General features: G+C 71.4%; 24 protein-coding genes. 17 read left to right on the forward strand and 7 right to left on the reverse strand.

All coding sequences use genetic code 11. From position 1 onward, the window contains the following. The first annotated feature begins 2 nt into the window (after positions 1 to 2). Entirely contained in the window at positions 3 to 884 is an 882-nt protein-coding gene (locus tag ABD708_RS09285; RefSeq protein ID WP_344753654.1) for an HAD family acid phosphatase, read from the forward strand. A gap of 110 nt (positions 885 to 994) precedes the next feature. Next, positions 995 to 2,431: an outer membrane protein assembly factor BamB family protein gene (locus ABD708_RS09290; RefSeq protein ID WP_344753656.1), complete on the forward strand. Its 1,437-nt coding sequence runs from the start codon at positions 995 to 997 to the stop codon at positions 2,429 to 2,431. Here the strand turns inward: ABD708_RS09290 and ABD708_RS09295 are convergent. Genes ABD708_RS09295 through ABD708_RS09310 form a run of 4 tightly spaced genes read right to left on the reverse strand, consistent with a single transcriptional unit; the run spans position 2,428 to position 5,967 of the window. Then, entirely contained in the window at positions 2,428 to 3,264 is an 837-nt protein-coding gene (locus tag ABD708_RS09295) for a class II fructose-bisphosphate aldolase (RefSeq protein WP_344753658.1), read from the reverse strand. The genes ABD708_RS09290 and ABD708_RS09295 overlap by 4 nt on opposite strands. After that, positions 3,261 to 4,196, reverse strand: coding sequence for a 1-phosphofructokinase family hexose kinase (locus tag ABD708_RS09300; RefSeq protein ID WP_344753660.1), 936 nt, complete (start codon positions 4,194 to 4,196; stop codon positions 3,261 to 3,263). Before ABD708_RS09300 ends, ABD708_RS09295 begins: the two co-directional genes overlap by 4 nt. Beyond that, entirely contained in the window at positions 4,193 to 5,095 is a 903-nt protein-coding gene (locus ABD708_RS09305; protein WP_344753662.1) for an ROK family protein, read from the reverse strand. Before ABD708_RS09305 ends, ABD708_RS09300 begins: the two co-directional genes overlap by 4 nt. Further along, positions 5,092 to 5,967, reverse strand: coding sequence for an SIS domain-containing protein (locus ABD708_RS09310; RefSeq protein ID WP_344753664.1), 876 nt, complete (start codon positions 5,965 to 5,967; stop codon positions 5,092 to 5,094). Before ABD708_RS09310 ends, ABD708_RS09305 begins: the two co-directional genes overlap by 4 nt. A 160-nt stretch (positions 5,968 to 6,127) precedes the next feature. On the opposite strand from ABD708_RS09310, the gene ABD708_RS09315 reads away from it, so the two are divergent. The 6 genes from ABD708_RS09315 to ABD708_RS09340 all read left to right on the forward strand — a co-directional run bounded on the left by ABD708_RS09315 (position 6,128) and on the right by ABD708_RS09340 (position 13,420). Then, positions 6,128 to 6,919 carry a DeoR/GlpR family DNA-binding transcription regulator gene (locus ABD708_RS09315; RefSeq protein ID WP_344754518.1) on the forward strand — a complete coding sequence of 264 codons (792 nt, stop codon included), beginning with the start codon at positions 6,128 to 6,130 and terminating at the stop codon, positions 6,917 to 6,919. Between the two features lie 172 nt (positions 6,920 to 7,091). Beyond that, positions 7,092 to 8,303, forward strand: coding sequence for a Gfo/Idh/MocA family protein (locus ABD708_RS09320; RefSeq protein ID WP_344753666.1), 1,212 nt, complete (start codon positions 7,092 to 7,094; stop codon positions 8,301 to 8,303). 28 nt (positions 8,304 to 8,331) lie between these two features. Beyond that, positions 8,332 to 9,663, forward strand: coding sequence for an ABC transporter substrate-binding protein (locus ABD708_RS09325; RefSeq protein ID WP_344753668.1), 1,332 nt, complete (start codon positions 8,332 to 8,334; stop codon positions 9,661 to 9,663). Positions 9,664 to 9,754: 91 nt separating this feature from the next. Then, entirely contained in the window at positions 9,755 to 10,678 is a 924-nt protein-coding gene (locus ABD708_RS09330; protein ID WP_344753670.1) for a carbohydrate ABC transporter permease, read from the forward strand. Further along, the gene (locus ABD708_RS09335) at positions 10,671 to 11,522 is read left to right on the forward strand and encodes a carbohydrate ABC transporter permease (protein WP_344753672.1); all 852 of its coding nucleotides are present in this window, start codon (positions 10,671 to 10,673) and stop codon (positions 11,520 to 11,522) included. The genes ABD708_RS09330 and ABD708_RS09335 overlap by 8 nt, the downstream gene beginning before the upstream one ends. 38 nt (positions 11,523 to 11,560) lie before the next feature. Continuing rightward, positions 11,561 to 13,420: a spherulation-specific family 4 protein gene (locus ABD708_RS09340; protein ID WP_344753674.1), complete on the forward strand. Its 1,860-nt coding sequence runs from the start codon at positions 11,561 to 11,563 to the stop codon at positions 13,418 to 13,420. A 31-nt stretch (positions 13,421 to 13,451) separates the two neighbouring features. On the opposite strand, the gene ABD708_RS09345 is transcribed toward ABD708_RS09340, so the two are convergent. Next, the gene (locus tag ABD708_RS09345) at positions 13,452 to 14,057 is read right to left on the reverse strand and encodes a response regulator transcription factor (protein ID WP_344753676.1); all 606 of its coding nucleotides are present in this window, start codon (positions 14,055 to 14,057) and stop codon (positions 13,452 to 13,454) included. 54 nt (positions 14,058 to 14,111) lie between these two features. Continuing rightward, on the reverse strand, positions 14,112 to 15,860 hold the full coding sequence (locus tag ABD708_RS09350) for a hypothetical protein (RefSeq protein WP_344753678.1): 1,749 nt from the start codon (positions 15,858 to 15,860) through the stop codon (positions 14,112 to 14,114). Positions 15,861 to 16,115: 255 nt separating this feature from the next. Between ABD708_RS09350 and ABD708_RS09355 the strand changes: the two genes are divergently transcribed. The 7 genes from ABD708_RS09355 (at position 16,116) to ABD708_RS09385 (ending at position 22,798) form a co-directional block, all read left to right on the forward strand. Next, positions 16,116 to 17,399, forward strand: coding sequence for a PVV-CTERM domain-containing choice-of-anchor G protein (locus tag ABD708_RS09355; protein WP_344753680.1), 1,284 nt, complete (start codon positions 16,116 to 16,118; stop codon positions 17,397 to 17,399). A 30-nt stretch (positions 17,400 to 17,429) separates the two neighbouring features. Further along, positions 17,430 to 17,696: a hypothetical protein gene (locus ABD708_RS09360; RefSeq protein WP_344753682.1), complete on the forward strand. Its 267-nt coding sequence runs from the start codon at positions 17,430 to 17,432 to the stop codon at positions 17,694 to 17,696. Then, complete coding sequence (locus ABD708_RS09365) at positions 17,693 to 19,075, forward strand: XrtP-associated glycosyltransferase (protein WP_344753684.1); 1,383 nt, start codon at positions 17,693 to 17,695, stop codon at positions 19,073 to 19,075. Before ABD708_RS09360 ends, ABD708_RS09365 begins: the two co-directional genes overlap by 4 nt. After that, positions 19,072 to 19,623: an exosortase S gene (gene xrtS, locus ABD708_RS09370; protein WP_344753686.1), complete on the forward strand. Its 552-nt coding sequence runs from the start codon at positions 19,072 to 19,074 to the stop codon at positions 19,621 to 19,623. Before ABD708_RS09365 ends, xrtS begins: the two co-directional genes overlap by 4 nt. Continuing rightward, positions 19,620 to 20,261, forward strand: a complete 642-nt coding sequence (locus ABD708_RS09375) for a hypothetical protein (RefSeq protein WP_344753688.1) — start codon at positions 19,620 to 19,622, stop codon at positions 20,259 to 20,261. The genes xrtS and ABD708_RS09375 overlap by 4 nt, the downstream gene beginning before the upstream one ends. Continuing rightward, positions 20,254 to 21,450: a non-hydrolyzing UDP-N-acetylglucosamine 2-epimerase gene (wecB, locus tag ABD708_RS09380; protein ID WP_344753690.1), complete on the forward strand. Its 1,197-nt coding sequence runs from the start codon at positions 20,254 to 20,256 to the stop codon at positions 21,448 to 21,450. The genes ABD708_RS09375 and wecB overlap by 8 nt, the downstream gene beginning before the upstream one ends. A 262-nt stretch (positions 21,451 to 21,712) precedes the next feature. Next, positions 21,713 to 22,798, forward strand: a complete 1,086-nt coding sequence (locus ABD708_RS09385) for a DUF4434 domain-containing protein (protein WP_344753692.1) — start codon at positions 21,713 to 21,715, stop codon at positions 22,796 to 22,798. Between the two features lie 51 nt (positions 22,799 to 22,849). On the opposite strand, the gene ABD708_RS09390 is transcribed toward ABD708_RS09385, so the two are convergent. After that, positions 22,850 to 23,050, reverse strand: coding sequence for a hypothetical protein (locus ABD708_RS09390; protein ID WP_344753694.1), 201 nt, complete (start codon positions 23,048 to 23,050; stop codon positions 22,850 to 22,852). Between the two features lie 190 nt (positions 23,051 to 23,240). Here ABD708_RS09390 and ABD708_RS09395 point away from each other — a divergent pair, with 190 nt between their 5' ends. Both ABD708_RS09395 and ABD708_RS09400 read left to right on the forward strand, forming a co-directional pair. Beyond that, positions 23,241 to 24,260, forward strand: coding sequence for an NAD(P)-dependent oxidoreductase (locus ABD708_RS09395; protein WP_344753696.1), 1,020 nt, complete (start codon positions 23,241 to 23,243; stop codon positions 24,258 to 24,260). Then, positions 24,257 to 25,825 carry an FGGY family carbohydrate kinase gene (locus ABD708_RS09400; protein ID WP_344753698.1) on the forward strand — a complete coding sequence of 523 codons (1,569 nt, stop codon included), beginning with the start codon at positions 24,257 to 24,259 and terminating at the stop codon, positions 25,823 to 25,825. Before ABD708_RS09395 ends, ABD708_RS09400 begins: the two co-directional genes overlap by 4 nt. The last annotated feature ends 45 nt before the right edge of the window (positions 25,826 to 25,870 follow it).

Genomic DNA, 25,870 nt, shown 5'->3' on the forward strand with positions numbered 1-25,870 from the left:
TCGTGACACGCACCTCGAACCGCCTCCCCATCATCCTCGGCGCCGCAATCGCCGCAGGGGGACTCGTGCTCGGCGGCGGCCTCGCTGCCAACGCGCACAACCAATATCCGGACCACGGCCACTCGCAGACCACGCAGGTCGACCGCGAGGCGGCGGGCGCACTGGCGCAGAACTCGTTCGTGCCGGTCGACGGCAACACCGAGTCGAACGTCGGCATCGTCGAAGACCAGATCAAGGCCTACTACGGCTCGGCGACCACGACGTACGACATCCCCGGGGTCGGTGACAACGTCACCGCGACCATCCCGTCATCGACGTCGAACTACGCCAAGCAGATGGCGAAGATCGTCGCGGGCGCCGAGAGGTACCTCACCTCGCCGCAGGCGCGACCCGACAAGGGCAAGAAGCCCGCGATCGTCTTCGACGTCGATGACACGCTGGTCAACACCTACGACTACGAGGTCGCCAACGCGTTCGGCTACAACCCGACGATCAACGGCTACTGGACCGTCGCAGGTGCCTTCCCTGCGGTGCCCGGCATGGTCGGCCTGTACCAGTTCGCGCAAGCCCACGGCTACACGGTGTACTTCATCACCGGCCGGCCTGAGGCGCAGCGCGACGCGACGATCTCGAACCTCGCGAAGGACGGCTACGGCACGATCGACAGCTCGAAGCTGTTCCTGAAGCAGCCGACGCCGCCGTCGTACCTGACCTGCGCCGCGGCCAGCTGCACCACGATCGAGTACAAGTCGGGCACCCGCGCCTACATCGAGTCGCAGGGCTATGACATCGTCGCGGACTTCGGCGACCAGTACTCCGACCTGACCGGTGCCGCACACGGCGAGCAGTTCAAGCTCCCGAACCCGATGTACTACCTGCCGTAGGGCATTCGCCGTTTGAAGCCCCGAGGGGTGCGTTCGGGTCCCTTCCGCGCGAGCGCGGGGACCCGAACGCACCCCTCGCGTGCGTCCCGGTGCGAGCGCAGACTGAGGGCATGCGACGGCGACGGATGCCTGCGGCGGCGCTCCTTGTCGGGGCGGCGGTACTGCTCGCGGGGTGCTCGGCGGGAGGTGCGCACGTGGCGGCCTCCTCGCCGCCCGCGGCGCCGCGGCAGGCATCCGTCGCCCCCTCGCGTCCGCCCACCGATGCCGCTGCCGCCGCGGAGTGGCCCGGCTATCACGCCGACCAGGGCCGCACGGGCGCCGTCGGCGGGCCGTCGCCCGAGGCGGCGCGGAAGCTCTGGACGGCGGACCTCGGCGCGGCGGTCTACGGCCAGCCCGTCGTCATGGGCGGCACGGTCTTCGCCGGCACCGAGAAGAATCGTGTGGTCGCGCTCGACCGGGCCACGGGGAAGCAGCTGTGGTCGTACACGATCGGCGCGCCGCTCACCGGCGTCGCCGAGCGCACGGGCTGCGGGAATATCGATCCGCTCGGCATCACCTCCACGCTCGCGATCGATCCGCGGCGCGGCGAGATCTTCGCCGTCGGCGAGGTCGTCGACGCGCGCGGCACCGTGCACCACCGGCTCGTCGGCCTCGCGGTGGCGACCGGTCAGGTGTTGCTGAGCGAAGACGTCGACCCGCCGCTCGGGAAGGGCGAGGAATCCGTTCATCTCCTGCAGCGCGCGGGACTGGCGGTCGGCAACGGCCGCGTCTATGTGGGGTACGGCGGCAACATCGGCGATTGCGGCCGCTACCACGGGTGGCTCGTCGGGGCGTCCGAGACGGCGGCCGGCGACCTCGTGAGCTTCAAGGTCGCGCCCGACGGCGAGGGCGGTGCGATCTGGCTCTCGGGCGGTGCGCCCGCGATCGGCGTCGACGGCAGCGTCTACGTCACGACGGGCAACGCCAACCCGTTTCCGCCCGGCATGGACCGGCTGCAGTACACCGAGAGCGTCGTGAAGCTCTCGCCGTCGCTCGAGGTGCTCGCGTCGTTCAAGGACCCGGAGGCCGGCGGCGACGAGGACCTCGCGACGGGCAATCCCGTGCTGCTTCCCGGCGGACTCCTCTTCGCGGTCGGCAAGACGGATGTCGGCTATGCGCTGCACGCCTCCGACCTGTCGCGCGCGGCCGAGGTGCGCGGCGTGTGCGGCAGCGACCCGGACGGCGGGCCCGCCTACGATCCGGCGACGAAGCGGCTGTTCGTTCCGTGCCGCGGCGGCGGGCTTCAGGCGATCGACACGGCGACCTGGCGGCTCGGGCCGCGGTTCGGCGCAGCGAACGGCGCCCCGATCGTGGTCGGCGGGACGGTCTGGGCGACGTCGTATCCGGACGGCGGTCTCACAGAGTTCGACGCCGCGACCGGGAAGCGGCTGCAGCGGCTCGACACCGGGCCGGTGCCGAACTTCGCGTCGCCGAGCTTCGCCGCGGGCACGCTCTTCCTCGGCACGCGCACCGGGGTGGCGGCGTTCGGGGGAGCGACGAGCCGCTAACGGGCTGCGAGCAGCGCCGTCAGGCGCGCGACCTCGGCCGCGACCGCCTCGCGCGCCGGCGCGATGTAGCGGCGCGGGTCGGTGACGACCCGGTCGGCGTCGAGCGCGGCGCGCACCTCGTGGGTGAACAGGCCGTTCAGGTGCGTCGAGATGTTGATCTTGGCCATGCCCGCGCCGACGGCGGCCGCCAGCTCGGCGTCGTCGAGGCCGGAGGAGCCGTGCAGGACGAGGGGCACGGGCACTGCCGCCCTGAGCGCCCCGATGAGCTCGCGATCGACGTGACCCGTGCGCTGCTGCATCGCGTGCGAGGTGCCGACGGCGACGGCGAGGAGATCGACGCCAGTGGCCGCGACGAAGGCCGCGGCCTCGTCCGGATCCGTGCGTGCTCCGGGCGCGTGGACGCCGTCCTTCCCGCCGACCTCGCCGAGCTCGGCCTCGACGGCGACCCCGGCGGCGTGGCAGCGCTCGACGACCTCGCGCGTCGCCGCGACGTTGTCCGCGTAGTCCAGGCGGGACGCGTCGAACATGACGCTGTCGACGCCGAGCTCGAGCCCCTCGTAGACGAGTTCCGTGCTCTCGACGTGGTCGAGGTGCACGAAGGCGGGCACCGCCGCCGCGCGGGCGATCGCGGCGGTCGCGAGCACGAGGGGGGCGAGCGCGCCGTGGTAGCGCACGCAGTTCTCGCTGATCTGCAGGATGACGGGCGCGCCCGCGCGCTCCGCCCCCGCGACGATCGCCTCGGCGTGCTCGAGTAGCACGACGTTGTAGGCGCCGACTGCGGTGCCCCGGTCGCGCGCCCTCTCGACGGTCGCGCGGATTCCCGCATCGGTCATGACATCTCCATTTCGGGCCAGGGGAGTGCGGCGAGGAAGCGGTGGTAGGTGTCGAGGTCGACCTCGCCGGCGACAGGGCGCAGCACCGCAGCGGCGCCGAGCGCGTTCGCGTGGCGCAGCGCCGAGTCGAAGCCCCGGTCCGACGCGGCGTCGGAGGCGAGCGCCCGGGCGAGGCCCGCGCTCGCGGCATCCCCCGCGCCCGTCGGATTGCCTCGGACGCCCGGCACGGCGGCCAGCTCGAGTCGGCCGTCCGGCAGATAGGCGGCGATCCCGGCGGAACCGCGGGAGACCACGACGGCGCCCGCTCCGCGGGCGAGCAGCGATCGGGCGCCCGCGGCCTCGCCGTCGGCGCCCGTGGCCTCGAGCAGTTCGTCGCGGTTGGGTTTGACGACGGATGCCCCGGCCGCGGCGGCCGCGAGCAGCGCGTCGCCGGGCACATCGACGATCGAGCGGGCGCCTGCGCGACGGGCCACGTCGACCCAGTCTGCGACGATCTCGGGCGGCGTCTGCGGAGGGAGCGAGCCCGAGACGATGAGGAGCCGGGCGCCCTGGACGCCGGCGGCGACCGCGGCGGTCACACGCTCCCACTCGGCCGCGGTGAGGACCGGCCCCGGCTCGCCGAACATCGTCGGGTGCGCGCGCCCGTCGACGACCGTCACGGTCGAGCGCGTGTCGCCCGCGATGGGGACGGGGCGCGTCGGAAGGCCGAGCGCGTCGAGGCGCGCCGCGACCCAGGCGCCGGAGGGGCCGCCGAGCGGCAGCACGGAGAGGCTCGTGAGCCCGAGCGCGGCCAGCACGCGGGCGACGTTGACGCCTTTGCCTCCCGGCATCCGCCGCACGTCGCGCACACGCTGGGTCGTGCCGATGCGCTGCTCTGCGACACGATAGGTCACATCGACGGCGGGGTTCGGCGTCACGACGACGATGCTCATCGACGCGCGTCCCCGGCCGCCCGGCGGGCGAGCAGCGCGGCGCCGATCGCCCCGGCCACGTCGCCGTGCGCCGCGCCCACGATCTCGACGGGCGGGAACCCCTCAAGCCGCCCGGCCACCGCCTCACGCAGCGGCGTCAGCACAGCTTCGCCGGCCTCGGCCAGGCCGCCGCCGAGCACGATGCGCGAGCAGCCGAGGACGGCGACGAACCACGCCGCGGCCTCCGCCAGTGCTGCGACGGCGTCGTCGAGCGCGGCTCCGGCCTGCGGGTCTCCCGCGACCGCGCGCTCGATCGCGATGCGGGCATCGGGTGCGCCGGCGGAGGCCGCGAGGGCCGGCGCCGAGGCGATGTCCTCCAGCAGGCGACCGCCGAACCGGGCATCCGTCAGCCGCAACTGGCCCACTTCGCCTGCCCAGCCGTCGGGGAACAGCACCTCGCCGTCGGTGACGACGGACGCCGCGACGCCCGTGCCGATGGGCAGGAACACGACGGGGCCAGGGATGCCGAGGGCAGCGCCGTTCACGGCTTCCGCGAGGGCGCCCGCGCGCACGTCCTGCCCGAAGACCAGCGGAGCATCGACGCCGCGCTGCCGCAGCGCCGCTCGCACGCGCTCGACGACGGGCACGTCACGCCAGCCGAGGTTCACGGCGAGCACGGAGCGGCCCGTCGCCACCTGCACGATGCCCGGGACGACGAGTCCGATTGCGGCAACCTCCGCATGCGCTGCGGCGTCCACGGCGAGGCGCGCGGCCAGCGCGGCGAGACGGGCGGCGTCGGCATCGCCCTTCGGGGTCGCCTCGCGACGCGCCTCGAGCAGCTCGCCGGCCACGGTCTCGAGCCGGGCCTTGACGGTGGTGCCCCCGACGTCGATGCCGAGGACGGCGCGGGGCCGGTTCACCGCAGGATGACGGAGCGGGTGAGCGAACGCGGGTGGTCGGGGTCGAGCCCGCGTCGCTGCGCGACCCTGATCGCGAAGCGCTGGGCGACGATCAGGGCGGCGAGCGGGTCGAGGTCGTGGTGCACGAACGTCGCGCCGGTCGCCTCGACCTCGGCGTCGAGGTCGGCAGGATACGGGCCGAGCGCCCAGACGAGCCTGCCGGGCTGGGCGATCGCGATCGGACCGTGCCGGTAGTCCATGGCGGGGTAGGACTCCGCCCAGAACTGCGCGGCCTCGCGGGTCTTGAGCGCCGCCTCGAAGGCGAGCCCGACAGCGGGGCCCCGGCCGACGAAGGTCACCTGCTCGGCGTCGAGCAGGCCGTCGATCGGGATCGCGAGCGCCGCCTCCGCCTGCACGGCCAGCTTCTCGATGTCGTCGCCGAGCCCCGCCCGCAGCAGGGCCAGCGTCGTGGTGGCGAAGCGGGTCTGCACGACCGACTGCTCGTCGGCGAAGGACAGCTCGACGACCTCGTCCGCGACCGTCGTCGCGGGAGAGCCGGGGACGCCGGTGATGAGCACCGTGCGGCCCTGGACGGCCGAGAGCACATCGATGATCTCGGTCGTGGTGCCCGAGCGCGAGATCGCCACGACGCGGTCGTAGGCGCGGCCCGCCGGGTACTCGGAGCCCGCGAAGGCATCCGTCACGCCGTGGCCCGCCTGCTCGCGGGCGACCGCATAGCTCATCGCGATAAACCAGCTCGTGCCGCACCCGACGACCGCGACGCGCTCGCCGGGCTGCGGCAGGTGCTCGGCCACGGCCGGAAGAGCGGCGGCCGCAGCGCGCCACGTCTCGGGTTGTGACGTCAATTCGGTGGCGACGAAGAGCTCGGACATGGGTCCCTTCCGTTCTGAGCAGCCCGGTTGAGCGGCAAGGCCATTCTTGCAGATCATTCATGATCGAAATCAAGCAAGACAATCAAACTAGATCATGACGGCTTTTCCTGCATCCCTAGAATGAGCCAACGGATGACGCAAGGAGAAGTCTGTGGCACGCATGACGCCCCAGCAGCGGCTCAACGCCCTGCTCGAGTTCGTGAGCGAACGCGGGAACGTGACGATCGCGGACATCGGCGAGGCCCTCGACATCTCGCCCGCCACGGCCCGCCGCGACCTGACGACGCTCGCCGACCAGCGGCTCGTGACCCGCACGCACGGCGGGGCCGCGGCGCTCGGCGCCGGCTACGAGCTGCCGCTGCAGTACAAGATCGCGCGGCAGGCCGAGGCCAAGACCGCGATCGCACGCGCGGCCGCGCGGCTCATCCAGCCGGGGCAGACCGTGGGCGTCAACGGCGGCACGACCACCACCGAGGTCACGCGCGAGCTGGGCAAGAGCGACCGCTTCATCCGCTCCGACGGCGAGAGCGGCATCACGATCGTCACCAACGCGCTCAACATCGCTTACGAGCTGTCGGTGCGCGCGAACGTGAAGATCGTGGTCACGGGCGGCGTAGCGCGGCGGCAGTCCTATGAGCTGATCGGCTCTCTCGTCGAGGCGGCGCTCTCCGAGTTCGCGCTCGACGTCGCGGTGCTCGGCGTCGACGGGCTCAGCGCACAGTACGGCGCGACGACCCTGCACGAGGGCGAGGCCGCGGTCAGCCGATACTTCACTGCGGTGGCGCGCAAGGTGATCGTCGTGGCCGATGCCACCAAGCTCGCGCGCTCGACCTTCGCGCGGATCTGCCCGCTCGACCGCATCGACCTGCTGGTCACCGACCAACCCGTGGCGCTCGCATTCGCCGCGGAACTGCAGAGCGCCGGCGTCGAGCTCGTCGTCGCAGCGGACTGACGCTCCGCACCTGTCGCGCCGGCCCTTCGCGCGGCTGAGCGCGGCCCGCGACGTTTCCGATTTGTAAAAGCTTCCCGGCTGACCGTGTGATCGTTGTCGCGTCCTCATATTGTGCATATGTGAGCGATTCGGCATCATATAGATCACAAACGCGCGAAGAGGCGGTGACGGAATGACGACGGCAACTCCCGGGACCATCCGGGTCGGGGTGATCGGCATCGGCCAGCGTGCCGTCATCGCCCAACACGTCGCGGCCTCCGGCGTCGACGCCGCGGTGGTCGCGGCATCCGACCCCACGGAACCCGGGCGTGCCCGCGCCCGCGAGCTGTTCGGCGCCGAGGTCCTCGTCACCGCGAGCCACCGCGAGCTGATCGAGGCCGGGGCCATCGACGCGGCGATCGTGACCTCACCCGACTGGACGCACGCCGAGATCGCCACCGAACTGCTGCGAGCAGGGGTCGCGGTCTACCTCGAGAAGCCGATGGCGATCACGCTCGACGAGGCGGATGCCGTCATGACGGCCGCCGCCCAGACCCGCACCCCGCTCTACGTCGGCCACAACTACCGCCACTCCTCCGTCGCCCGCCTGATGGGCTCGCTGGTGCGCCGCGGCGACATCGGCGAGGTGAAGGCCGTGTGGTGCCGGCACTTCGTCGGCAACGGCGGCGACTACTACTTCAAGGACTGGCACGCCGATCGCCGCCACGTGAACTCGCTGCTGCTGCAGAAGGCGAGCCACGACCTCGACGTCATCCATATGCTTGCCGGCGGCTACACCCGCCGCGTCGTGGGCATGGGGGCGCTCAGCCTCTACGGCGCCATCGCCGACCGCGCCACCCGCGAAGGCCAGCTCATGACCGACTGGTTCTCGTACGAGAACTGGCCGCCGCTCGCGCAGACGGGCCTCAACCCGGTGGTCGACGTCGAGGACCTCTCGATGGTGCTCATGACGCTCGACAACGGGGTGATGGCCAGCTACGAGCAGTGCCACTACACCCCCGACTACTGGCGCAACTACACCGTCATCGGCACGGAGGGGCGGCTCGAGAACTTCGGTGACACCGCCGACGGCGTCGTGCGGGTGTGGAACCGTCGCCGCTCGTGGGACCTCGCGGGGGATGCCCAGTACCCGATCGCGGGCGACAGCGATGGGCACACGGATGCCGACCTGCTCACCGTCTCGGAGTTCCTGCGCAGTCTCGTGGGCGAGCCGCCCGAGCTGTCGCCCGTCGCGGCCCGCGAGGCGGTCGCCGCCGGCGCCCTCGCCACGACGTCGCTGCGCTCGGGCTCGCAGCCTCTCGACGTGCCCGAGCTGCCGAACGGCATCCGCGACTACTTCGCCTCTCTGCCCCTTGCATCACCCACCATCGCCGTCGCGCGCTGACGGCCTACCCCCAAGAAAGAGATCGAGCATGCCTGCCACACCCCAGCGCCTGACGCACGGCCGCCGTGCGCTCATCGGCATCGTCGGCGCCCTCGGCGCCGTCGCGCTGCTCTCCGGCTGCAGCCAGGGAGCCGCAACGTCCACCGGCTCGTCGAGCGACAGCAGCTACAAGGCCGTCGCGAAAGACACCAAGGCGGACCTCACCTACGCCGTCTGGGACCAGACCCAGGTCAAGGCGATCGACGCGAACCTCGAGGGATTCAACAAGGAGTACCCGAACATCAAGGTGACGGTCAGCGTCACGCCCTTCGCCGACTACTGGACCAAGCTGCAGACCCAGGCGTCGAGCGACGCGCTGCCCGACCTGTTCTGGATGAACGGGCCGAACTTCCAGCTCTACGCCGCCAACGGCAAGCTCGAGCCGATCACCGGCGAGGTCAAGGCCGGGGCGATCGACCCCAAGAACTACTCGTCGTCGCTCGACGAGCTCTATACCTACAACAAGGTCGAGTACGGCGTGCCGAAGGACTTCGACACCATCGGCGTGTGGGTCAATAAGGCGCTGTTCCAGGAGGCGGGCGTCGCGCTGCCGAGCGATGACTGGACGTGGGACGACTTCCAGAAGACCGCGACGGAGATCTCGCAGAACCTCAAGTCGAAGGGCATCTACGGCGTCTCGGCCGGCATGGACGGCCAGACCACCTACTACCCGACGATCTTCCAGGCGGGCGGCTACGTCGTCTCGCCCGACGGGAAGAAGTCGGGCTACGACGATCCGGCCACCGAGGCCGGCCTGCAGTTCTGGGCAGACCTCATCAAGTCCGGCGCCTCGCCCAACATGAAGCAGCTGACCGAGACCCCGGGCGACCAGTGGTTCGTCTCGGGCAAGTCGGCCATGTACCAGGGCGGCGACTGGGCCCGCAGCGAGATCGCCGCAGCCCCGATCGCCAAGGACGTGCAGGCGTACCGCCTGCCGAAGGGCAAGGTCGACGCGAACGTGATCCACGGCGTCGCGAACGTCGTGGCGGCGAACTCGAAGAACAAGGGCGCCGCGCAGGCCCTGCAGGTGTACCTCGCCAGCAAGGAGGCCCAGCAGCAGCAGGGCGACATGGGCGCCGTCATCCCCGCCTACACCGGCACCCAGACCGCGTTCGCGAAGTCGATGCCCGGCGTCAACCTGCAGCTCTTCCTCGACGAGGTCTCGGTCGCCAAGCCCTTGCCCGTGTCGAAGAACACCGCCGCGTGGAACACGCTCGAGACCAACCTGCTGCCCGACGCCTTCGACGGCACGAAGTCCGTCAGCGACGTCGGCAAGGATCTCGCCGAGCAGATGAACGCGGCGCTCGCCAAGGAGAAGTGACGCCATCGCTGACTCAGCGAGGATCGACCCCGTGCCGGCCGGCCGTGCAGCAGCGCGACCGGCCCCGCCCGGGCGATCGGGAAGGACGACGATGACGAGCTCGACGAGCGAGGCGATGCGAGCGGATGCCCCGCGGCGGCGCCGCAGATACGACGGCGCCTGGCCGTGGCTCTTCGTGCTGCCGCTGCTCATCGGGGTGACCGGCTTCTACCTCTGGCCGATCATTCAGACCGCCTACTACTCCTTCACCACCTGGGGCGTCTTCGGCGGCTCGACCTGGGTGGGCGGCGCGAACTACGCGCAGCTCTTCCGCGACCCGCAGCTCTACCGCTCCTTGCTCAACACCGTCATCTACACCGCCATCGTGCTCCTCGGGGTGCCCCTGTCGGTCTGGCTCGCGAGTCTGCTCAACACCCCGGGGCTACGCTTCGCGCAGTTCTATCGGGTGCTCTTCTTCCTGCCGTATGTCGCGATGCCCACGGCGATCTCGCTCGTGTGGCGCATGATCTTCAACGGCGACTTCGGGCTGCTTAACTGGTTCCTCGGGCTGCTCGGCATCGACGGGCCGTACTGGCTGACCACGCCGTGGTTCGCGCTCGTCGCCGTCTCCATCGTGGGGCTATGGTCCTCGCTCGGCTTCTCGATGATCCTGCTCGGTTCCGGGCTCAAGAACATCCCGCCCGAGCTCTACGAGGCGGCCGAGCTCGACGGCGCCTCGCGCGCGCGGCAGTTCCGCTCGATCACGGTGCCGCTGCTCACGCCCAGCATCTTCTTCGTGCTGATCGTGACGATCATCTCGAGCTTCCAGCTCTTCGATCTGCTCTACGCGATGCTCGGCACGCACAACGCCGTCATGCCCAAGACGATGTCGCTGGTCTTCTACTTCTACCAGTCGGGCTTCATCACCAACGACAAGGGCTTCGCCGCCGCGGTCGCGATCTTCATCTTCGCGCTCATCGGGCTGATCACGCTGTTCCAGTTCCGCTTCCAACGACGGTGGGTCCACAATGACTGAGCTCTCGGCATCCGTTCGCACGCGCAGCCGACGCAGGCCCTCGCACGCCTGGATCCACGTCGTGCTGGCCGTCGGCGGGTTCATCATGGCGCTGCCGTTCCTGTGGCAGATCATCATGTCGCTGTCCACGAACGCCGAGGTGCAGTCCGTGACGCCCGTCTTCTGGCCCGCGCACCTGCAGTGGGGCAACTACGTGCAGGTCTTCGAGCGGATGCCCTTCCTGTCCCAGTTGCGCACCTCGATCGTCATCACGGTGATCCGCACCCTCGCGCAGATCGTGCTGTGCACGCTGGCCGGGTACGCGTTCGCGCGCATGCGGTTCCCCTTCAAAGGCATCCTGCTCGCCATCGTGCTGTCGATCCTGCTCGTGCCCTCGCAGGCGTACCTGATCTCGCAGTACCAGATCGTGCAGAGCCTCGGGTGGCTGAACACGGTGCTCGGCCTCGTCGCGCCCGGGCTGTTCAGCGCCTTCGGCACCTTCCTGATGCGCACGGCGTTCATCAACCTGCCTCGCGAGCTCGAGGAAGCGGCGCGCATCGACGGCGCCAACCCGATCCAGATCTTCTGGCGCGTGATGCTGCCGCTCGCGCGCCCGTCGATCAGCGCGCTCGCGATCACGACGGTGCTGTTCTCATGGAACGAGCTGCTGTGGCCGCTCGTCGTGACGACGGACTCTGCGCAGATGCCGCTCGCCGCGGGCCTCGCGACGATCGCGGGCGACGTGACGATCAACTACCCCGTGCTGATGGCGGCGAGCCTGCTCGCGATGGCCCCGGTGCTGATCGCGTTCATCGTGATGCAGCGGCGCGTGATCGACGGCCTCGCCACCTCAGGACTCAAGTAAGTGCACCACCGGACCCACGCAATGGAAGGTGAACCACGATGAAGGCATCCGCCGTCACCCGGCTGGCATTCGCAGCCGCTCTCGCTGTCGCCGGTACCGCCGCCGGCGCAGCACCCGCTCTCGCCGGAACACCGGGCGCGGGCGGCTCGCACAGCTCGCCGGCCAGCCGGCAGCAGCTCGGCCAGCACCTCGCGGCGGCCGCCTACATCACGCCGACCTCGCCAGACTGGCCGCGGCTGATCGCCACCGGCCGCTCGCTCGGCTTCGTGGTCGTCAACGTCTCGAACGGGCCGGGCTCCGCAGAAGACGACGCATGGAAGAGCGTCATCGACAAGGCGCACGCGGCCGGCGTCAAGGTCCTCGGCTACGTCGACACCGGCTACCTCGGCGGCTCCGACCCCGTGCGCACGACGCGACTCGGCGACACCGACGCGACCTCGTGGATGGTCCAGGCCGAGCAGGACGTCGACCGCTGGTACTCCTTCTACGGCGCGTCCATCGACGGCGTCTTCTTCGACGACGGCATGAACACCTGCGGGCCGACGAGCGGCAGCAGCGCCTTCGCCGACGACTACCGCTATCTGACCGAGGTGCTCCACGAGCAGCATCTCGGGGCGCTGTCGGTCCTGAACCCCGGCATCAGCGTGCCGCAGTGCTATGAGGACGCGGCCGACGTGCTCGCGACCTTCGAGGGCCCGGCGTCGAGCTACCTCGACCCGACCGCCGACCTCGCTCCGCTGCCCTGGCAGGCCACGGCGGACCCCGACAAGTTCTGGAACATCGTCTACGACGTCGACCAGTCGCAGCTGCCCGCCGTCATGGCCGCCGCGAAGGCGAACAACGCGGGGTATGTGTACGCCACCGACGACACGCTTCCGAACCCCTACGACACCATCCCGTCCGACGCGTACTGGGCACAGGAATCCGCTCTCGCCACACCGAGCCGCGTCACCCCGCCGCGCGCGGTGACCGGGGTGGCGGCGCGCAGCCGCACCGCGACCACCGTGACCCTGGGGTGGCCGGCAGTGCCGAAGACGGATGCCGTGGGCTACGACGTCTACGAGAACGGGGTCAAGGTCGCAGCGGTGGGGGCCGACCAGGCCGGTCGCAACGGCTTCGCCTACACGGTGTCGGGGCTCGTGCCGTCGCACCGCTACTCCTTCGACGTGCGCGCCCGGAGCGCGTCCGGCGCCCAGGCGAGCGGCCGCGTCGTCACGGCGAGCACTCGGCCCGCATCGGGACCCTTACCGGCGACGCCGAGCGATGTGACGGTCTCGGCGGTGTCTGCGGGCTCGGCGCTTCTCAGCTGGGGCGCGGACCAGGCGCGCACGGTCACGGGCTACTCGGTCGCCGTGAACGGCGTGCAGACCCTCGCGCTGCCGGCATCCGTTCACTCCGCCCATATCGGCGGACTCCCGCTCGGTGCGGGCGCCACGTTCACGGTCACCGCTCTCGGGGCGGACGGGCGGAACTCGCGGCCCTCGGTGACCGTGACCGCCTCGATCCCGAGCCCGACGCCGATCACGGACGCCGCGATCGACTTCGGGCCCGACGTGACGACGTTCTCGGCCGACTACAACGTCGCGTTCTCGTTCGACCACGTGTTCATCGACACCGACTCGCAGACCTCGACCGGCTACCAGTTCGGCGGGGTCGGCGCCGAGTTCATGATCGAGAACGGCATCATCTACCGCGACGCAGACGACTCGAACAGCTGGAACTGGAGCCCTGTCACGCTCGATTCCGGGCCGCTCGTCTCCAGCAGGGGCGGGCACTACGTCTGGCAGGTGCCGTCGTCGGTCTTCGGCTCATCGAGCAGCCTGACCGCCGTCTTCAGCGGAACCGGCACCTACCCCGACTACACGCTCGCGCCGGTGACGGCCGAGAAGCACGGCTGATGCCGGCGCACTGCGCGGGTGAGGCGGATGCCTAGAGAGCCGGCGCCAAGGGGTCTCCCGGACTGCTGAAGAGGGCCGCGAGCCCCTCGCGGCCCGTCACCCCGAGCTTGACCCTGGCGTGGTGCAGGTGCGACTCCACCGTGCGCACCGAGAGGAACAGCTCGCTCGCGATCTGGGCGTTCGTCCGGCCGGCCGCGGCGAGGCGCGCCACGAGCAGCTCGCGGCCGCTGAGCACCTTCGCGAGTCCCCGCAGGGCGGGGGTGATCGGGGTGACGACGGCGTCGCGCTCCGTCGCGCCGTCGCTCGTCTCGGCCTCCGGAACCGCCGACGCGCTCGCGGCGAGCTCCACTCCGGCCCGCGGCTCGCGCAGCATCAGCTCGGCGAGCGCCGGGGCCGCCCCTTCGAGGCGCAGCGCCACGCTGCGAGCGAGCATCTCGGCGCGCGCCGACTGCCCGCTCGCGGCCTTCACGCTCACCCGCGCCCGCATCAGCCCGAACGACGCCCAGTCGTCGCCTGCTGCCGCGACGATCGGCGTGAGCCTGTGCACGAGCGCGTGGGCTTCCGCGAGGCGTCCGGTGTGGGCGAGCGTGCGGGCGTACTCGATCTCGATCCACGTCTCGAGCCGCTCGGGCAGCACGCTCGTGTCGATGCTCTCGAGGTGCCTTCTGGCCGCGTGGGCGTCACCGAGGCGCTATGCGTACAGTGCTTCGGCCCACGTCGCGATCGCCAGGTTCTCCACGGACTGGCCGCCGACGACGACCGCGGCGTCGATGACGCGCTGCAGCGCCGTAGCAAGCACGGCGGGGTCCTCCTGGCGGATCAGTCCGGCGAGCAGCCGGCAGCCGCGAACGACGAAGGCGGCGATGAGGGCGGAGGTCGACGAGCCCGTCCGCGCGGCTGCGGGGGCCTCCGCCTCCGCCATTCGCAGCAGCTCGTCGCCGTCGTCGCCGCACCCGGTGACCCGCGTCAGGCCGGCCGCGGCGAGCACTGTGGCGCGGAACCCGCGGTGGGCGGGGAGCCCAGCGAGCACGCTCGGGACCGTCCCCGTCGTGCCCTGGCCGCGCCGGGGCGAGAGGTGGCGCAGCTTGCCCGGCACGGCGAGCTCGCGCCGCCACTCCGGCTGGTCGAGCCACGCGCCGGCGCGTGCGGCCACCGCGTCGAACGCCTGGGGGTCGCGCAGGTGCCAGACGAGCAGCACGTTGTAGCGGCCGAGCAGCATGCGGGCCTCGCGCAGCTCGCTCACGAGCGGCTCGGCCGCCTGCAGCCGTGCGAGTGCCTCGTCATGCTCGTGCAGCGCGGTCAGGGCGCGTGCCTGCTCGATGAGGGTCAGGGCATCGTGCGGGCACTGCTCGAGCAGTTCCAGCGCCTGGCGCGCCCGGCCGGCCCGCGTGTAGAGGCGCGCTGCCGCATGGACCACCTCGGCGACCTGGCTCGGCTCGCAGCCGTCGACAGCGGCGCAGCCCCCCAGACGCCGCCAGGTCCGCACCAGGAAGGCTGCCTCGACGGGCGAGCGGCGGCCGTCGGGCGCGAAGCGCATGAACGCATCCGCCGCCTGCTGGAGCGCCTCGTTCTCCTCCGCGGCGGTGAGCCCGCTCGCGGCCAGGTCCGCGACGGCGGGAATGACGTGCACGGTGTCGTCGTCCGCACGGATCTCGAGCAGCTCGGCATCGGCGAGGGCAGTGATATCGCCGCGGCGCACGATCACGTGCGCCCGGTCGAGCGGCAGCCCGGCGAGCTGGCCGAGCGCCGTGAGCGCGGTGAGCAGCGGCCGCTCGCGGCCCGCCAGGCGTGGGCGTAGCTGCTCGAGCGCTTCGGCGGGCGGCAGCTCGCGGCTCTCGGGGTCGAGCAGCTCGGGGGTCCGCGACAGGCGGCCCTTGCGCACGGCATCCGCCACATAGACCTCGATCAGCGCAGGCAGGCCGCCGCTCGCGCGCTGGATCTTCTCGCACCAGAAGGCGCTGAGCTCGTGCGGTGCCGCGAGTGCCCGGGCAAGGGCGCCCGTCTCGTCGGCCGAGAGGTGCGGCAGCCGCAGCCGCGACGCCCCCGCGCCCGACAGCCACGCCTGCACGACGGAAGTGAGCGCTGCGGCGGCCGACTCGGGCACCTCCGTGATCGGCGGCCCGGCGAGGCAGAGCGTGACCGCCCCGTGCTCGGCGTCATCGCACAGCAGCTCGAGCAGCCGGTGGTCGAGCCGATGCGCGTCGTCGACGATGATGATCGGATGCCGCGCCTCGAGCGCCGCGAGGTCGGACACCGCGTGCGCGCTGTTCGTCAGCAGAACGGATGACCCGGCATCCGTCATGACTCGGCTCAGCTCGGCGAGGAAGTGCGTCTTCCCGACGCCGGCCACACCGGTGACGAGCAGACCGCGGCCGCTCGCAAGGGCATGCCGGGCGAACTCCACCTCGTGAGCGCGTCCGAAAAGCTTCCCGTCCTCCATCGTTCCCCCCAGATCGATCAGGTGCGGTGTTCTGTGAATCCGCCTTTATTACATCTGTCCGACAACTCACCTGTCTGCCCCTCAACGGGGGGAGGCGCGGTCGGGGGCTACGGAAATCCGGACGCTCGTCTTTTCAGTAGTGACTCAGTGGCCGCTACCGATGCCTGCGCGACCTCGGTGTTCGTACGTTGGCCGCGTTCCGGTCCACGGCGTAGTGGATTCGCCGCCGGAGCAGACCCTGGGGGAGGCCCAAACATGCACACCATCAGTCCCGCCGGACGCCGCCTCGGCGTCGCCGGCGCCATTACAGGGATCGGGCTTGCGCTCGCCCTGGTCATCCCGTCCGGCGCGAACGCCGCGTCGGTCGTGTCACAGGGTGACGGTCGGCTCATCGACACGACGCTGCTCACGACGGATGCGCTCGACAGCGTCGCGTCGCTCGGCGGCGCGAAGGCCGTGAACACCGACGGCTCCGACGCCGTCACGAGCGACACCCCGCTCGACCCGACGGCGCTCAGCGCGCTGAGCATTCCGATCAACGGTGTGAACCTGTTCGGCGACAACGGCATCATCCAGCTCGGCGGTGTCGGCCAGTACGCGCAGGCGAACGGCGACGGCTCGTCCGTCGCGTTCTCGGGCGCGGTCTCGCAGGCGAGCAGCCTCGCCGGCATCGGCACGGACGTCACGCCGAGCAACATCGGCAGCCCTGCGCCCGGCTCGAACGCCGAGATCACGGTCGGCGATCCGGCCACGGATCCCGCGAGCCTCGACGTGCAGTGGGGGTTGCTCGCGGCCTCCGCGAAGCAGACGGCCGACGGCACGCAGAGCGGCTCGTACACGCTCGAGGCGAAGCAGATCCAGGTCGGCGGCACCGTGCTGACCGGCGCGCTCGCCCCGATCGACACCGCCCTGAAGACCGTGCTCGGCGTGGCGGGCACCCTGGGCGTGAACGTCGCCGACCCGATCGCGGGCGGCACGGTCACCATCACGATGGACGACCTGCTCGCCGCCGCGGGCGTCTCGAGCATCAACGATCTGCCGGCCGGCACCGACCTGGTGCAGTACGTCCCGATCGCGGTGGCTGCGAAGGTCACGCAGGTGGTCAATGACACGCTGTCGACGCTCAGCACGGATGCCTCGAATCTCGGCCTCGTCGGCCTTCCGCTCTCGACCGCGCTCACGACCGCGAAGGCGACCATCACACCGCTGCTCTCGGGCATGACGACGAGCCTCGTCGCCCCGCTGTCGACTGCGCTGACCGCGGCCGTGCAACTGCGCGTGAACGAGCAGACGCACGCCGCCGACGGCTCGTTCACCGAGACCGCGCTGCAGGTGGGCCTCGGCCCGAACGGCTCGCTCGGCCAGGTGAACCTCGCCAACGCGACCGTCGGTCCGAACGGCGGCCTCGAGGCGGTGCCCGTCATCAACGCGGCCAGCGCCGGCATCGCCGGCGGTGCACTGGCCGTCGGCCTCGCGATCGCCGCGGCCGTCATGGCCGCCCGTCGTCGCAACGCGGCCGCGCCGGCCGCAGCCAACTAACCGGAAAACAGCGTCAAGGGGGACGACGCCATGTATGCACGGATCGGCGGCACGCTCGCAACAGGCGGCGTGCTGGCAACCACAGGCACCAGCGTGCCGCACGCCGCGTTCTTCATCGCGCTGGCGGCGCTGATGGCCGCAGGACTGCTCCTGCTCCGCTCGGCCTACTTCCTGCACAGCCGCGAGCCGCGGCATGCGAACGAAGCAGGCGCCGACCGATCCGCCGCCGCGGCGGCCGGCCCGCTCCCCGGGCCGACCGCCGCGCGCCGGCGCCGCACAGGAAGGACGGCGCGATGACCGCGAGCGAATCTCTGCAGGCGCTGGCCTTCGTGATGCTCGTCATCTTCCTGAGCTATGTCTGCATGATCCTCGTGCCGTTCCTGCGCAGGAAGAAGGACGAGGACGGCGACGCGGCCCGCTTCGCCTGGCACGTGTTCGTGCCGTGCCGCGACGAGGAGACCGTCATCGAGGGCACCCTCGACCGGCTGGTCGCCGATTTCCCCGAGGCTCACGTGTGGATCGTCGATGACGATTCGACGGATGCCACGGCCGAGCTCGTCTCGCTGCGAGCGAGCGCCGACCCGCGCATCCACCTCGTCCAGCGCCGCCTGCCCGACGCGCGCCAGGGCAAGGGCGCCGCGCTCAATGCCGCGTACCGCGCCCTGTGCGCATGGCTGCCGGAGGAGGCCGACCGCGACCACACCGTCATCGTCGTGGTCGACGCCGACGGGCAGCTCGCGCCGAACGCGCTGCGGCAGGCCGCCGGCCCGCACGCCTTCGGCGACCCGACGGCCGGGGCCGCCCAGGCCGCGGTGTGGATGTCGAACCGCAACGAGCGGCACCCCATCCCGCAGGCGCGAGGCGCCCGCCAGTGGTGGGGCCGCTACCTCGTGCGCATGCAGGACATCGAGTTCCGCACCACCATCGCCGCGATGCAGTGCCTGCGCGGCCACACGCTCTCCGTCGGGCTCGGCGGCAACGGGCAGTTCACACGGCTCGCCGCGCTCGACGCGATCGCCGGCAACGCCGGCACGCCGTGGCACGGCTCGCTCCTCGAGGACTACGAGCTCGGCATCCACGTCATGCTCGCCGGATACCGCAACGTGTACCTGCACGACACCCACGTCGCCCAGGAAGGGCTGCCCTTCACCGGCAAGCTGCTCACGCAGCGCACCCGCTGGTGCCAGGGCGGCATGCAGTGCACGAGGTACCTCGGCCAGATCTTCTTCTCGCGCAACTTCACGAACGCGGGCGCCATCGAGGCGGCGTACTTCCTGCTGATGCCGTTCCTGCAGCTCGTCGGCACGATCCTGTGGCCGCTCGTCTTCCTGATCTCGGCCGCGCAGGGCGCGGTCGCCCCCGGCGGCCTCGGCGCCTGGGTCGCCGCCGTGTGGTGGGTGCTGCCGCTCATGGTGCTGACCGGCGTGCTGCCGTTCGCGATCTGGGCGCTCATCTACTGGAAGCGCGACGAGCGCGTCGGCACCGCTCTCACGGCGCTCGGCTGGGCCGGCGTCTACTGGCTGTACATGTACCAGAGCTACATCGTCGTGATCCGCGCCTTCGTGCGGCTCGTGCTCGGGCGCACCAGCTGGTCGAAGACCAAGCGGATCGCCGAGTACGCGGCGCCCGCCCCCGCGCCCGCCGCTGCGACGCCGGCGCTGGAGGCGGCCCGATGAGCGCCATCGCGGGGCGCCCGGCCGGGGTCGCCGGCCGTGCGGCATCCGTCGCCGTCGCCCTCGCGTTGCTCGCCCTGGCCGGTGCGCTGATGCTCGCGCAGGAGCAGTTCCGAGACGTCGAGGCGCGCGTCGCCGCCGTGCTGATGGCTCCGATCGTGCACGGCGACGCGGCCGCAGCCGGATCGATCGTCTGGTTCGGCCTCGGCTCCGGACACGTGAACGGATTCCAGATCACGACGCTCTGCTCGACCGTGATCCTCATCACCCCGCTGCTCGCGATGGTCGGCGTCATGCTGCTCGTGCGGCCTCTCGCGCTCGGCCGCGTGCTCGTCGGCCTCGCCATCGGCGCTGGCCTCGTCGCCGCCTGCAACCTGCTGCGCTACAGCCTCGCGGCGATCGCCCTGCAGACCTGGGGCGACGACGGCTTCGAGCTGGTGCACCGCTACCTCGGCTCGCTGCTCGTCATCGCGGGCTTCATCGCGGCCTTCATCCTGCTGCTGCGCGTCGCGACCACGACGCGCCGGCCCCAGCGTGGACGGCACTCATGACGGACATCACCGCCGACGTCGCCTCCACTTCGCGTCCGGCGTCGGCGCATGCGCGGTCCCCCCGCCCGCGTCGACGCCGGGCGATCCCCACACCGCGCCGCCGTCTCGAGGAGTTCGTGCGCCTCGCCGCGCCACCGATCGCGGTCGCGTGGGCGGCGGCCAGCGCCCTGTTCACCGGCTTCATCGTCGCGGTCGCCGTGATGTTCGCCGTCGTGCACCCCTCCGGCGCCCATCCGCAGGATCCCGTGACGGCCATCGACGACGCCCTCGGCGTCGTCGCGCGCGACAGCGGTGCGCTCGCGCCGGCCTTCGCCGCCGTCCCGGCCCTCATCGCACTCGTGCACCTCGCGGCGCTCGTACTCGCGGCTGCGGTGATCGTGAGGCCGCGCGTCGGGGCGATCGGCCGCCTCGCGGCCGGACTCGCGCTGACCGCCATCGCCGCCGCCGCCGCGCGGTTCTGGGGCGGCCTCGTGCGCAGCCCCGCGCTGCCCGGCCCGGACGTCGTCGCCTGGGTCACCGTCTTCCTCGTCCCGACCGTCCTCGTCCTCGCCCTGCTGCTCGCCGCACAGGCCCCGCATGGGGCACGCGGCGCTCGGGCATCCGACACCTCCGCACAGAGAAAGGCCCGCCATGCGTAAGTCCACCGCGTCGGCCCCGCACCTCATGGTCGTCTACGGCACTCGCCCCGAGGCCATCAAGCTCGCCCCCGTCATCCGCGCCCTGCGCGCCGACCGCCGCTTCGAGACCACGGTCGCGGTCACGGGCCAGCACGGCGAGATCCTCGATCGCATGAACGCGTTCTTCGGCGTTCCCGTCGATGTTGATCTGGGGATGCTTCGCCCCGGCCAGACCTTCGCCGAGCTGTCGTCCCGCATGTTCGCCGCGCTGCTCGCCCTCTTCGAGGAGCGCCGACCCGACGCGGTGCTCATGCACGGCGACACCTCGTCGTCGGCGCTGGCCGCGCTCGCCGCGTACTACCAGGGCGTCCCGGTCATCCATCTCGAGGCCGGTCTCAGATCGCACGATCTCAGCTCGCCGTTCCCCGAGGAGGGGAACCGCCGCATCGCGGGCCAGCTCGCCGCGCTGCACCTCGCGCCGACCGCCACCGCGCGGGACAACCTGCTCGCCGAGAACGTGCCCGATGCGGCGATCGCCGTGACCGGCAACACGGTCATCGACGCGCTGTTCGAGACCGTCGACCGCTCGGCCGGGCGCCTCACACCGGCTGTACGGCGGGCGGTCGCGGCCGGGCGCCGCATCGTCCTCGTGACCGCGCACCGCCGCGAGTCCTGGGGGCGGGGCCTGCGCAACACGGCTCTGGCGCTCGCCGATGTGCTCGACGCGCACGACGACGTCACGGTGGCGCTGCCCATGCATCCGAACCCCACGGTGCGCGACGCGCTGCTTCCGGTGCTCGGGAACCGTGCGGACACACTGCTCATCGAACCCCAGGACTATCCCGAGTTCTGCGCGCTTCTCAACGCCGCCCATGTCGTCGTCACCGACTCCGGCGGTGTGCAGGAGGAGGCTCCGGCGCTCGGGAAGCCCGTGCTGGTCACGCGCGACACCACGGAGCGGCCCGAGGCGATCGAGGCCGGCGCCGCGATCCTCGTCGGGACCGCGCGGGAAAGCATCCGATCCCACCTCGACCGCCTGCTCGACGACCGGGTCGCCTATGCCGGGATGGCCGGTGCGATCAGCCCTTACGGCGACGGCCACGCGACCGGCCGCGTCATCGCAGCGATCGCCGCCCACTTCGGCGTGGGGTCGCGGGTGCGGGATTTTCACCCGCTGCTCCAGGCGGCAGACTTCGGCGCGGTCGCCTAGCGGGGGAGGGCGCTCTCAGCTTCTATTCAGGCCGTCTCTCGGCCTCCCGTCAGACGTGACCTCCTAACGTGGTGATCCGCGGTCAACCCGGCCGCTGACACTGGCGGCGATGCTACCCGGGGTGGTGGAACCCGAAAAGCCGCCACCCGTGTATCGCACGGAGTCAACGCATTGACGCGCACATCGATCTGGTCGACAGTGCTCGCATGTCTGTGCGCGACGAACCCACCCGGTATCGGACTCGATACGGGGGTATTCGTCCATGAGCATCATCACGTCCGTCACATCCGCGCGCGGACTCGCGGGAGCAGCCGCCGCGGTCGCTGCACTCACGGTGTCGCTGATCGGCGGCGCGTCGCCGGCTGCGGCATCCGTCACCACGCGCGCCGCCGTGCCTGCGCTCTCGACCACGAAGACCGCGGCGCCCGCCTTCCGCGCCGCGTTCTGGTCACCGTACTTCGTCGACGGCTCGAACGACGCCGCCCAGATCGCCCAGGCGATGGCCGCGCAGAAGGCGGCGGGCGACACCGACGTCATCATCGAGTGGTCCGTGCACTACGACGCCGGCGATGCCGCGTACCCGGCCGCCGCCTCGACGGGCTTCTGGCAGTGGAACGATGCAGTGCCGCAGTTCATCGCCGCCGCCAAGAAGGCGGGAATGCACGTGTGGCTCGGCCTCGCGGTCGTGCCCGACTCGGTGAACGACCTGTCGAAGATCACGAACCAGACCTGGCTGAACGCGTTCGCCGCCACGCAGCAGAAAGTGGCCGACGACCTCTACGCGAAGTACGGCTCGTCCATCGCGGGCTGGTACATCCCCACCGAGCCTGCCCAGGTGAACGTCGCGACGCCGGCGCGCGCCGCGCAGTTCGGGCGGTACCTCGGCGCCGTCAGCGACTACCTGCACACCCACGACGGCAAGAAACCCGTGATGGTCTCGCCGTCGATGCCGACCGCCATCTCGGCGGGGCTCAGCGCGCAGCAGTTCGTCACCGAGATGGCGCCGCTCATCGCGGCATCCCACGTCGATGTCGTCAACCTGCAGGACGGCTTCGAGATGACCGCGTGGACGCCTGCGCAGGAGGCCGCGGCCTTCGCGTCGGCGAAGAAGCAGACGGATGCCGCGCACGCCCAGCTCTGGGCGGCGGTCTACACGCCGCTCCGCGACGGCAACGGCGCCGTGCCGGTGTCGAAGCTGACGCCGTACCTACGGGCACTCGGCGCATTGGGCATCCCACTCACCGAGTGGGAGTTCACGTCGTACATGGCGCCAGACACGAGCCTTCCGAACGGCGCCGCGATGTCGCAGAACTACGCCGCCTACAAGGCCTACCTCGGCCTGAGGTAGCTCGGTCACGCGACGACAGCAGATGCCGGAAAACGACGGGCGAAACGGCATCTACTGTCGTCTCGTGACGCGCCTAGTGGTGCCGGCGGCCGTCGGAGCGCGGGCGCTGCGGCGTGAACGTCTCGAAGGGATGGCGGCGTCTGCGGGCGCGACGGCGGCGACGGTGCCGATGACGGTTGCGGCGCTGGCGGCGCCGAGGGCGGCGAGAAGGCTGCGACGGGAGAGGTCGGAGCGCGTGGAGGTGTCGGTCACGCATCCGACCACGGCCGCATCAGGGAACAGGAAACCCACGCGCAGCTGAATTCTTGGCCCTCGTCCGGGGGGGGGGCGAACTGCGGCAGCGAGGAGCTGAATGCAATCCCAGACCCCGCACCGCCACGCCCGACCTGGGTAATCTCGAACGCGTCGGGCCACAGCGCACACGAACAAGGAGCACAACGTCGTGCCACACGAGATCCTCGTCGTCGGGGACAGCTACATGAACGCGCAGCTGTTCGTCGACGCCCTGCAGAGGCACGGCCTCGAGGCCGATGCCGCCACGGTGACCGTCACCGCCCGGCCGAGCTGGCCGACGGACGGGCTCGCCGAGTTCGAGGGCGACCCCGCCGAGGTGAGCGCGCTGATCGACGGGCATCGCGTGGTCGCGTTCCACGGGGCGCCGATCAGCAGGCGGGTCATCGAGCAGAATCCGTCGGTGAAACTGCTCGCGTGCGCGCGGGGCGGCCCCGTCAACGTCGACCTCGACGCGGCAGCGGAGCACGGCGTCGTGGTCACGACGACTCCAGGGAAGAACGCGGCGGCCGTCGCCGATCTGACGATCGGATTCCTGATCGATCTGCTGCGCAAGGTGGCGCCATCGCTGCGAGACGCCGAGCGGCGGCGTGCCTCGGGGGAGCGGCTCGTCGAGTCGACCTTCGACGGAGCGCGCTGGTTCGGGTACGAGCTGAAAGGCCGCCGGCTCGGGCTCGTGGGGCTCGGCAACGTCGCGCGACTCGTCGCGGAGCGCGCGGCGGCTCTCGGCCTCGAGGTGCTCGCGTACGATCCGTTCGTGCCTGCCGGCTCGGTCGCCGGCATCACCCAGGTGAGCACTCTCGACGAGCTGCTGCCCCAGGTCGACATCCTGAGCCTGCACGCGCGCGCGACGGCCGACAATCGGCACCTCATGAGCGCGGCGCAGTTCGACGCCCTGCGCCCAGGGGCGTTCTTCATCAACACCGCGCGCGAGTCGCTCGTCGACGAGCAGGCGCTGCTGGCGGGCATCCGATCTCATCATCTCGGCGGCGCCGCGCTCGACGTGTGCGAGAGCGACGGGCCATGGCGCGAGCTGCTCGCCGAGCCCAACGTCGTGATCACCCCGCACATCGCGGGCGCGACCTTCGAGACGCTGCAGCGCGGGGCGCAGATGCTGGCCGACGAGATCCTCGCGTTCACGACGGGTGGCGAGCTCAGGTGGCGCGCGTGACGGCCGATGAGCCGGTGTTCCTCGCGATCGACGCCGGCACCGGCTCGGTGCGCGCGATCGCCTTCGACGTGGACGGCCGGGTCGTCGCCCGCGCCGCGCGGGAGTGGACGCATCGGCCGACCCCCGGCCACCTCGGCGGCGCCGATTTCGACACGCCGGGCGGCTGGCGGCTGACCGCGGACGCCGTCCGCCAGGTGGTCGGGCATCTCGGCGGCCACCCGATCGCGGCGGTCGGCGTCTCGAGCATGCGCGAGGGATTCGTGCTCTACGACGAGCACGGCAGAGAGGTGTTCGCCTGCCCGAACACCGACGGCCGCGCCCGCCGCCAGGCCCAGCAGCTCGCCGACAGCGGCCTCGCCGAGCGCATCTACGAGCTCGCCGGCGACTGGGTCTCGATCACCGCGCCGGCCCGTCTGCTCTGGCTGCAGCAGGAGCAGCCCGAGGTCTTCGCCGCGACCCGCCACTTCGGCATGCTGAGCGACTGGGTCGTCCACCGGCTCACCGGCGAGTTCACGACCGACCCCACCTGCGGCTCGAGCAGCGCCCTGTTCGACCTGGCCGCGCGCGACTGGTCGGGCGAGCTCGCCGCCGCCGTCGACCTGCCGCGCGGCATCCTGCCCCAGGTGCTCGAGTGCGGCACCGTCGTCGCGGGGGTGACGGCTGAGGCATCCGTCGCCACGGGCCTGCCGATCGGCACGCCGGTGCTCGTCGGCGGCGCCGACACGCAGCTCGCCCTGCACGGCATCGGAGCTGAAGGCGGCACGCCGACCGTGGTCGCCGGCACCTTCTGGCAGACGGCCTTCATCAGCGACGAGCCTCTCATCGACCCGCAGCGCCGGCTGCGCACGCTGTGCGCGGTCGCGCCCGACAGCTGGATGACCGAGGGCATCAACTTCCTCAGCGGCCTCAGCATGCGGTGGTTCCGCGACGCGTTCTGCCCCGATGCGACGGCAGAGGGCGGCAGCGCATACGACGCGATGGAGCGCTGGGCGAGCGCTGCGCCGCGCGGCTCGAACGGACTGGTCGCGGTGCTGTCCAACATCATGCAGACGGATGCCTGGCACCACGCCGCCCCCGCATTCGTCGGCTTCGACATCAACTCGCCGGCCGCGTTCGACCGCGGCACCTTCATCCGCGCCATCGAAGAAGCCGCCGCCTATGTCGTGCGCGGCCACCTCGCGATCCTTTCAGAGGTGACCGGCGGCAGGGCGACGGCAGCAGGCTCGCTCGTGCTGACGGGCGGCTCGAGCGCCGGCGCACTCTGGCCGCAGATCATCGCCGAGGTCACGGGCCTCACGGTGCAGCCGTCGACCGCGCCCGAGGCGACGGCCTACGGCGCCGCACGCCTTGCCGCTGCAGCAGTCGGGGCGGAGCTGCCGCCGCTCGGCGCTCCGGGGCGCGCGATCATCCCCTCGGCTGGGGCGGTCGCCGAGTACGACGCGGCGTTCGAGCACTGGGGGCGGGTGTACCGGGCGCAGCTGGCTGCGACCCGGGCATCCGATCTCGCCCCGCTGTTCACTCCTCCCGGTGGCCTGCCGTATCGCGCGGAGGCGGCGGTGCGATGATCAGCCGAGCGCGGCGCCCCTGAATCCCGTCGTGCGCCGTGGGTG

It is taken from the genome of Gryllotalpicola koreensis (genome assembly GCF_039538185.1).
In the GTDB taxonomy this organism is placed as follows: Bacteria; Actinomycetota; Actinomycetes; order Actinomycetales; family Microbacteriaceae; genus Gryllotalpicola; species Gryllotalpicola koreensis.

What these genes read in the sequence shown, in the direction of transcription:
- wecB (WP_344753690.1), top strand. Translation starts at nt 20,254, where the DNA reads ATGCGTAAGTCCACCGCGTCGGCCCCGCACCTCATGGTCGTCTACGGC.
- ABD708_RS09320 (WP_344753666.1), top strand. Translation starts at nt 7,092, where the DNA reads ATGACGACGGCAACTCCCGGGACCATCCGGGTCGGGGTGATCGGCATC.
- ABD708_RS09290 (WP_344753656.1), top strand. Translation starts at nt 995, where the DNA reads ATGCGACGGCGACGGATGCCTGCGGCGGCGCTCCTTGTCGGGGCGGCG.
- ABD708_RS09385 (WP_344753692.1), top strand. Translation starts at nt 21,713, where the DNA reads ATGAGCATCATCACGTCCGTCACATCCGCGCGCGGACTCGCGGGAGCA.
- ABD708_RS09375 (WP_344753688.1), top strand. Translation starts at nt 19,620, where the DNA reads ATGACGGACATCACCGCCGACGTCGCCTCCACTTCGCGTCCGGCGTCG.
- ABD708_RS09330 (WP_344753670.1), top strand. Translation starts at nt 9,755, where the DNA reads ATGACGAGCTCGACGAGCGAGGCGATGCGAGCGGATGCCCCGCGGCGG.
- ABD708_RS09360 (WP_344753682.1), top strand. Translation starts at nt 17,430, where the DNA reads ATGTATGCACGGATCGGCGGCACGCTCGCAACAGGCGGCGTGCTGGCA.
- xrtS (WP_344753686.1), top strand. Translation starts at nt 19,072, where the DNA reads ATGAGCGCCATCGCGGGGCGCCCGGCCGGGGTCGCCGGCCGTGCGGCA.
- ABD708_RS09315 (WP_344754518.1), top strand. Translation starts at nt 6,128, where the DNA reads ATGACGCCCCAGCAGCGGCTCAACGCCCTGCTCGAGTTCGTGAGCGAA.
- ABD708_RS09325 (WP_344753668.1), top strand. Translation starts at nt 8,332, where the DNA reads ATGCCTGCCACACCCCAGCGCCTGACGCACGGCCGCCGTGCGCTCATC.
- ABD708_RS09355 (WP_344753680.1), top strand. Translation starts at nt 16,116, where the DNA reads ATGCACACCATCAGTCCCGCCGGACGCCGCCTCGGCGTCGCCGGCGCC.
- ABD708_RS09335 (WP_344753672.1), top strand. Translation starts at nt 10,671, where the DNA reads ATGACTGAGCTCTCGGCATCCGTTCGCACGCGCAGCCGACGCAGGCCC.
- ABD708_RS09300 (WP_344753660.1), bottom strand. Translation starts at nt 4,196, where the DNA reads ATGAGCATCGTCGTCGTGACGCCGAACCCCGCCGTCGATGTGACCTAT.
- ABD708_RS09295 (WP_344753658.1), bottom strand. Translation starts at nt 3,264, where the DNA reads ATGACCGATGCGGGAATCCGCGCGACCGTCGAGAGGGCGCGCGACCGG.
- ABD708_RS09340 (WP_344753674.1), top strand. Translation starts at nt 11,561, where the DNA reads ATGAAGGCATCCGCCGTCACCCGGCTGGCATTCGCAGCCGCTCTCGCT.
- ABD708_RS09365 (WP_344753684.1), top strand. Translation starts at nt 17,693, where the DNA reads ATGACCGCGAGCGAATCTCTGCAGGCGCTGGCCTTCGTGATGCTCGTC.
- ABD708_RS09350 (WP_344753678.1), bottom strand. Translation starts at nt 15,860, where the DNA reads ATGGAGGACGGGAAGCTTTTCGGACGCGCTCACGAGGTGGAGTTCGCC.
- ABD708_RS09310 (WP_344753664.1), bottom strand. Translation starts at nt 5,967, where the DNA reads ATGTCCGAGCTCTTCGTCGCCACCGAATTGACGTCACAACCCGAGACG.